6 protein-coding genes and 1 pseudogene are annotated in these 7,874 nt (G+C 64.1%); 2 read left to right on the top strand and 5 right to left on the bottom strand.

Annotated features, from left to right (window positions below; translation table 11 throughout):
• The 3 genes and pseudogenes from Y705_RS22805 to rfbB all read right to left on the bottom strand — a co-directional run.
• Window positions 1-376 (bottom strand): annotated as a pseudogene (locus Y705_RS22805) (hypothetical protein); the annotation flags it as partial.
• A gap of 162 nt (window positions 377-538) precedes the next feature.
• Complete coding sequence (locus Y705_RS0115090; protein WP_026533462.1) at window positions 539-1,963, bottom strand: sugar nucleotide-binding protein; 1,425 nt, start codon at window positions 1,961-1,963, stop codon at window positions 539-541.
• Between the two features lie 4 nt (window positions 1,964-1,967).
• Window positions 1,968-2,966: a dTDP-glucose 4,6-dehydratase gene (gene rfbB / locus Y705_RS0115085; protein WP_026533461.1), complete on the bottom strand. Its 999-nt coding sequence runs from the start codon at window positions 2,964-2,966 to the stop codon at window positions 1,968-1,970.
• A gap of 66 nt (window positions 2,967-3,032) precedes the next feature.
• Here rfbB and rfbA point away from each other — a divergent pair, with 66 nt between their 5' ends.
• Both rfbA and Y705_RS20465 read left to right on the top strand, forming a co-directional pair.
• The gene (rfbA, locus tag Y705_RS0115080) at window positions 3,033-3,896 is read left to right on the top strand and encodes a glucose-1-phosphate thymidylyltransferase RfbA (RefSeq protein WP_026533460.1); all 864 of its coding nucleotides are present in this window, start codon (window positions 3,033-3,035) and stop codon (window positions 3,894-3,896) included.
• A 453-nt stretch (window positions 3,897-4,349) separates the two neighbouring features.
• Window positions 4,350-6,854, top strand: coding sequence for a sensor domain-containing protein (locus Y705_RS20465; protein ID WP_049822856.1), 2,505 nt, complete (start codon window positions 4,350-4,352; stop codon window positions 6,852-6,854).
• 21 nt (window positions 6,855-6,875) lie between these two features.
• Here the strand turns inward: Y705_RS20465 and Y705_RS20460 are convergent, their stop codons facing one another.
• Both Y705_RS20460 and Y705_RS20455 read right to left on the bottom strand, forming a co-directional pair.
• Entirely contained in the window at window positions 6,876-7,349 is a 474-nt protein-coding gene (locus Y705_RS20460) for a MarR family winged helix-turn-helix transcriptional regulator (protein ID WP_049822855.1), read from the bottom strand.
• Window positions 7,349-7,874 (bottom strand): NAD(P)-dependent oxidoreductase (locus tag Y705_RS20455; RefSeq protein WP_162149097.1); only part of this gene is annotated, 526 nt, incomplete at its 5' end. The genes Y705_RS20455 and Y705_RS20460, both read right to left, overlap by 1 nt.

Below are 7,874 nucleotides of genomic sequence, written 5' to 3'. Positions count from 1 at the left end.
CCGACGTCGGTGGCTCGGTAGTGGGCGCAGGCTCAACGGGAACCGACTCGACGTCCGGAACCGGAACCTGAGTGGCGGGTGTCGACTCGACCGGCGGCTCGGAGGGTGTTTCGACAGGGATTGGGCCTGGAGTTACCTGCCCATCCCGTCGCTCTTCGGGGTCCTTCAGCGCGTCGTCCACCGCGTCCTCCACCGCGTCCCTAACGGCCTCCTGATCGGCGTTGGGCTGGCCGCTACCCGAGTCGCCTCCAGCGGGAGATTCCGACTCCTGGGCAAAGGCCGGCGCAGCAACAGCACCCACGCTGATCGACGCAGCCAGTGCAATTGCAGCTATACGTCTCATCAGCGCTGCGTCTAGAGGATTCTGCGGCAACATCGTCTTATCCTTCGGTCAAAGCCAGTAGCTGGTGCGGCGGTGCGGTGGCCGAACTCCGCGGAACTGCCTGCTGGCAAGGCAGCTGGGCATAAGGCTAAGCGTATTGACTATCTGGGAGAAGGGAAACCTTGACAAGTACTCGCTTCTGCTCGCTGCCATCGGTCATACCTCCTGCAGCACACGCAGCACGTATTCCGATAACCGACCGGCAGCCCTCGGCGGTTGGAAGCCTGTGGCCTGAATTTTGGTGAGGTCCAGGATGCTTCGGGGTGGCCGGGGCGCTGCAGGCTTGCCTTGGAAGTATTGTGCGGTGGTGACGCCGGTGACATCACTGCGGGGTTTGCCCGCTAGTTCGAACACGTCCCCGGCGATGTCGGCCCAACTTTGGGCGTCGCCGTCGTTGGTCAGGTTGTAGGTGCCGTAGGGGGCGTTGGTTGCCAGGAGATGAAGGATGCCGGCCGCGAGGTCGGAGGTGAAGGTGAGGCGCCCAATCTGGTCGTTGACGACGGCGGGTTGAATCCCTCGATGCGCGAGGTCCGCCATGGTGTGGACGAAGTTGCTTCCCTCACCGATCACCCAGCTGGTGCGCACGATGTAGTGCCGCGGCACTGTCGCCACCACGGCATCACCGGCCGCTTTGGTCTGGCCGTACACGCCCAGCGGACTCAGCGCCTCTTCCTCGGAGTGCCAGTCGAGAGCGCCGTCGAAGACGTAGTCGCTGGAGATGTGAACCAGCGTCAACCTGTGCGCGGCCGCGATGCGCGCCAGTGCGGCTACCGCGGTGACGTTCACCGTCCATGCCTCCTTGCGGCCGGCAGGTGTTTCGGAAGCATCCACCGCGGTGTAGGCGGCGGCATTGATGATGGTCGAGTAGCCGGCCCAGTTCCGGCCAGCTACCGAGTCGGGGTTGTTGAGGTCGAACTCCGCGCGCGTCGCGAACTCGACGGTTGCATCGCCGGCGAGGGCGGCGCGTAGCGCGGTTCCCAATTGACCGTTCGCCCCGAGCACCAGAGTCTTTTTCGGCAGCACGGGTACCAGGGCGTCGAGCCTCGGGTGGTCCCGGTCCTTGGAGGACAGTTCGGCTTGTCCAAGGGGAATGGGCCACGCAATGTCAACGGTTTCATCGGCGAGGTTGAGGAAGACGTACTGGTTCTGCGCGTCCGCGGACCAGTGGTCATTCACCAGGTACGTGTAGGCCGTATGGTCCTCGAGGGTCTGAAACGCATTGCCTACCCCGCGGGGAATGAAGATGGCTTTCGAGGGATCGAGTTCGGTGGTGAATACGGCGCCGAAGGTGGGCCCTTCGCGCAGGTCCACCCACGCGCCGAACACCTTACCGGTGGCCACGGAGATGAACTTGTCCCACGGTTCGGCATGGATTCCGCGGGTGGTGCCGGCTGTTTCGTTGTAGGAGATGTTGTTCTGGACCGGTCCGAAATCCGGCAGCCCGGCATCGAGCATCTTCTCCCGCTGCCAGTTCTCCTTGAACCACCCGCGGTTGTCACCATGGACGGAAAGGTCGAACAGCACGACGCCGGGAATCGGCGTGGCCGTCATCGATAGTGGTTTCGAGAACTCGACGCCCACCGGTCTACTGCCCCTGCTCGGCGTACTTGGTCTCCGTGGCAGCCTTCAGGGGGCGCCACCACGCTTCGTTGTCCCGGTACCAGGCGATGGTGTCGCTAAGTCCCTGTTCGAAGTGGGAGTATTCCGGCTGCCACCCGAGTTCGTTGCGTAGCTTCGTGGAGTCGATGGCGTAGCGGAGGTCGTGCCCTGCGCGGTCGATCACCTGGTCGTAGGCCTCGGCCGGTTGCCCCATTCCGGTGAGGATCAGCTCCACCACATCCTTGTTGTTCCTCTCGCCGTCGGCACCGATCAGGTAGGTCTGCCCGATCTCGCCCTTGTTGAGGATGGCCCAGACAGCGGATGAGTGGTCGTCCGCGTGGATCCAGTCGCGGACATTCTGCCCGGCACCGTACAGCTTGGGGCGTACGCCGTCGATCACGTTGGTGATCTGGCGCGGAATGAACTTTTCCACGTGCTGGTACGGCCCGTAGTTGTTGGAGCAATTACTGATGGTCGCCTGGAGCCCGAAGGAGCGGACCCAGGCGCGCACCAGCAGGTCGGACCCGGCCTTCGTCGAGGAGTAGGGGCTCGACGGGTTGTAGGGCGTGTCTTCGGTGAAGCGCCCTGGATCATCGAGCTCGAGGTCCCCGTACACCTCGTCGGTGCTGATGTGGTGGAAACGCTTCCCATGGCGGCGTGCCGCTTCAAGGAGCGTGTAGGTGCCGATGATGTTGGTCTCCAGGAACGGCCGCGGGTCCTGCAACGAGTTGTCGTTGTGGGATTCCGCCGCGTAATGGACCACCGCGTCGGTTCTTTCGGTCAGCCGATCCACCAGCGCGGCGTCGGCGATATCGCCCACTACCAGCTCGAGCCGGTCCTCGGGCACGCCCTTGAGCGACTCCCGATTCCCTGCATAGGTCAGCTTGTCGAGGACCGTGACCCGGACACCAGTCTTTTCCATGAGGAAATGCACAAAATTGGATCCGATGAAGCCGGCTCCGCCGGTCACTAAAAGACTTTCCACACACTTATCTATACCGCAATCCGTGGTGCACTTGGCTATTGCTGACCCAACCGATATACAAGATTGATGCGCGGAATAATCTTGGCTGGCGGTACCGGGTCCCGGCTACACCCGATCACCCACGGAATCAGCAAGCAACTGGTGCCGGTCTATGACAAGCCGATGATTTACTACCCGCTCTCCACCCTGATGCTGGCGGGCATCCGGGACGTCCTGATCATCACCACGCCGGACGACCTGCGTCAGTTCCGCAGGCTGCTGGGCGACGGATCCCAGTTCGGTCTCAAGCTCTCCTACGCCACCCAACCCTCACCCGATGGGCTCGCCCAGGCATTTCTCATCGGGGAGGAGCATATTGCCGGGGAGAACGTAGCCCTCGTCCTCGGGGACAACATCTTCTACGGTCCCGGGCTCGGCACCCAACTTTCAAAACTCACCGTGCTCGAAGGAGCCTCGATCTTCGCCTATCACGTATCGAACCCGGCAGCTTATGGGGTTGTCGAGTTCGACGGCGATGGTCGCGTCGTTTCGCTTGAGGAAAAGCCGCCGCAGCCCCGCAGCAATTACGCAATTCCCGGGCTGTATTTTTACGATTCGAAAGTCGTGGACATCGCGCGAAGTTTGAAGCCTTCCCCCCGCGGCGAGCTGGAGATCACCGACATCAACCGCATCTACATGGAATCCGGCGACCTGCACGTTTCAGTTCTGCCCCGAGGAACGGCGTGGCTCGACACCGGCACCTTCGATTCCCTCAACGATGCATCCAACTTCATCCGAACCGTTGAGGCACGCCAAGGCATGAAAGTGGGCGCCCCCGAGGAAATCGCCTGGCGCCAGGGTTACATCAACGACGACGAACTGCGCGCAGTCGCCGCCAAACTCGGCAAAAGCGGCTACGGCACGTACCTGCTCGAACTGCTGGGGAAATAACGCCACGTCACCGCGTGCCGCCACAGAACCCGCCGGAGCCCCGTCGAACCGGATCGTGGCACTCTGACCGTCTTGGTCGTTACTGCCCGATTTGTGGAGGCGTCCACTATCACCGCCGCATCGGTGACCCATTGCCAGGTCAGCGGCAGTCCTGCGCCGGAACACACCAGGTCCCTGATGACCGGGCCTGCGCTGCCATGAGTGACAGTCCGGGTGGCGGAGCTCGCCCGCGGTAACGCCTCGACTATATCCACGGCGGCAGCCTGAGCCACCCGGAATTGATGCGGAAAGTTTTGCAGATTCCACACATCCAAATCTTTCAGCGTGCCGAATCAGGTGCGGTCAAAAGGACCGATTGCCCACCCGCCAAGGTGATGCTGGTCTCTCCCTGGAATTCTTTCCAACCCCTCCCGCGGGCTTGATCACGCCCGCTTTTCGAAAGGGATATAATCTATGCCGAGCCTCGATGGCGCTCCTGCAGCCGATTCCAACAGTGCAGTACTGGATATAGCGGCGCTTTTCGAGTCGGTGGTGGTGAACGCCAATGACGTGGTGCTGGTGGCCGAGGCTGAACCGGTGGACCTCGCATCGGGTGGACCCAAAGTGATCTACGTGAATCCCGCGTTCACCCGGATGACCGGGTATGAAGCGGACGAGATCGTCGGGTTGACGCCGCGGATCCTGCAGTCACCCAAGACGGACCGGGCAGAGCTGGACCGGCTGCGGACGGCGTTGCACCGCTGGGAGCCCGTGGAGGTGGAACTGCTCAACGTCCGCAAGGACGGGGTGGAATTCCGGTCGCAGATCAGCATCACCCCGGTTGCCGACGCCCGGGGTTGGTACACCCACTGGGTCTCGATCCAGCGGGATATCACTGCCCGGAAGCACCGGGAGATCGCGGTGCAGACCATGCTGGACAGCACCTCGGACCTGCTGATCATTCTCGACGATGAACAGACGGTGACCTCGGTGAGTGCCACGGCCGAACGGATCCTGGGCCTGGCGCCGCACTGCCTGGACGGGACAAAATTCCTCACCCTGGTTCACCCCGATGACCGTGCCGGTGCCCGTACGCTGCTCGCTCCCCGTCCCGGGCTGCGCCTCGGCCCGACCACCACCGCTGAATTGCGGCTGCAGCACTCCGCCGACGACAGCTGGCGGTGGCTGGAGGCCAGTGTGGCGGACCTCGACGCCGGTGCCGGTCAGGACCCTCACCATTCCCTCGTGCTCTCCTGCACCGATATCACCGAACACAAGCACACCGAGGCTGCGCTGCAGGACCTGAACCACCGGTTCCGCAGTGCCTTCGACGACGCCCCGATCGGCATGGCCGTGACGTCCCCGTGCGGCCGGTTCCTGCAGGTCAACCGGGCTCTTTCCGCACTGCTCGGACGGGACGAGACCGAACTGCTGTCCATATCCGTGCAGGACATCACCCACCCCGACGACGCGGACCTCGCCGAGCGGCAGCGCCAGTCACTGCTGCAGGGCCTTGCCGACAGGCACCGGCACGAGACGCGTTTCCTGCATGCCGACGGCGCCGTCGTCGGGATCCTCCACTCATCCTCGGTGGTCCCCGGCGCGGACGGCACGCCGGCCCTTCTGATCGATCACATCGAGGACATCACCGAACGCCAGGCCTTCGAGGCCACCCTTCAGCACCAGGCGCTGCACGACGTCCTGACCGGGTTGCCGAATCGCGCCCTGTTCATGGACCGCCTCGATCAGGCCCTGCAGGCGGGCCGCGGTGCCAGGACCGCAGTGGCGGTGCTGTTCTGCGACGTGGACCGGTTCAAATCGGTCAATGACACCTATGGCCACCACGCCGGCGATCAGGTGCTCACCCTGGTGGCGGAGCGCCTGCAATCCGTGGTGAGGCAGGGTGACACCGTCGCCCGCCTCGGTGGAGATGAATTCGTGGTGCTCTGCCGCGATGCGACGCCTGACAGGGCAGCGACGACCGCCGCCCGCCTGCTGGCCGCCCTCCGCTCCCCCCTGACCGTGGATGGCACGGAAATCACGGTCAGCGCGTCCGTGGGCATCGCCCTGTCCCGGCCCGAACACACCACCGCCGAGGAACTGCTGCGCGACAGCGACGACGCCATGTACGCGGCGAAGGATTCCGGACGCGACCGCGCCGCAGTCTATGACGAAACCCTCGGCACCCGTTTTCGGATGCGGGTCCAGCTCGAGTCAGAACTCCAGAACGCCATCCACAGCGGACAACTGCGCCTGCACTACCAACCACAGGTTGCCCTCACGGACGGTGAAGTCGTGGGACTGGAGGCCCTGGTCCGCTGGGAACACCCCCACCACGGGCTGCTGATGCCCGGAGACTTCATCGACGTCGCCGAGGAAGCCGGTTTGATCACCGACCTCGGCCAGTGGGTCCTCACCGAGGCCCTCCGCGAAGTAGTCCGCCGTCGTGCCAGGGGCGGCGCAGTCCCGGTGGTGTGGGTCAACGTCTCCGCGTCCGAGCTGGAGAACCCGGCGTTCGCCGTCGGCGTCGAGCAATGCCTGCGCGTCCAGGACCTTCCCGGCACGGTTCTCGGACTGGAGATCACCGAAAGCGTGCTCATGGTCAACCTCGAACGGGCACGGGATACCCTCGCCCAGCTCCGTTCCAGCGGGGTGCACCTGGCGATCGATGACTTCGGGACGGGCTATTCCTCACTGTCCTACCTCGCGCAGTTCCCCGTCGACACCATCAAGATCGACGGCTCCTTCACCGCCGGGCTCGACGACGACGCGCGCAGGCGGGAGAGCTTCGCCATCGTGAATGCCGTCATCGGACTCGCCCACGCCCTGAAACTGCGGATCATTGCCGAGGGAATCGAAACCACCAGCCAGGCCCAGGCACTGCACGGCCTCGGCTGCGACTACGGGCAGGGCTACCTCCTCGGGCGCCCTACTCCCCACGGCAAACCGACCGCTACGCCGCCCCTGCACCAGGCGTAGCGGTCCGCGAGGACTCCGATTTCAGCCGGTCTGGTGTCCTCCGGCGGGGTTTCCGTTAGCAGCCCCTACGAGTGAGAGGAGTCTCCACAGTTCGTGGACCTCGACCGCGGACAACGCGTCGAAGCGCGGCGCGATCGCTTCGATATAGCCGCGCTGGAACTCGTCGACTTCAATCCACGCCTCATCGGTCAGTGTGACGATGCGGGCGCGCGCGTCGGCGGGGTCGACATCGACCCTGACAAGCCCGGCCGTCCTGAGGGCATCGACACTCTGGCTGACGGCTCCGCTGGTGATGGTCAGGACAGCCGCCAGGGCTCCGATACCGAGCCCGTCGGAGCGGGACAGCTGATACAGCACGTTCATCTGCGCTCGACCGAGCCCGCGCTTCCGGAACGGGTAGGTACCTCCTGTGGCGAAGTCCCGGGTCAGTGCACCGATCGCGTCGATTGCTTCGGCAAGAAACTTTTCCCGTTCCGGCTCCGCGCCGCCGGCCATCAGTAGCTGACGAGTGGAAGCTGATGAAGGTACGTGCGGTCGTCCACCTGTTGCAGGATGAACTCGGCGAGGTCGGCGCGTCCCACCTTCGTGCCGCCATCGACGCCCACCCATCCAACCCGGTAATCGCCCGATAACGGTTGATCCAGCAGGCGCGGACCGCGTACCACCGTCCAATCGAGCCCACTCGACTCCAGCACGGACAGGTGCCCCTTGGCATCCTTGAGCACCTGCGGAGCAAGGAGCTTGAGCAGAGTGCGGATGACGTGATCGGCAGGTTTGGGCCGATCGTGCGCTGGATCAGGCAGCCCACCTCCGGAGAGTGAAATGATCCGGCGGACGCCGTGCCGTTCCATAGCCGCGACGATGTTGCGGGTGCCGTCAGTCTGCAGGGAGGCCGGTGAGCCCTTCACCTGACCGAATACAGAGATCACGGCGTCGGATCCGTCGATGACGCGCTCCACCGCCTGCACATCCAGAACATGCCCCTCGACCACGGTGAGGCGGGGGTCGCTCTGGGTGATC

Origin of the sequence: Arthrobacter sp. H41, assembly GCF_000520535.1 — a bacterium.
Lineage (GTDB): Bacteria > Actinomycetota > Actinomycetes > Actinomycetales > Micrococcaceae > Arthrobacter_D.
The sequence above is the reverse complement of the archived record's forward strand: the minus strand, read 5'-3'. Positions and strand labels throughout refer to the sequence as shown.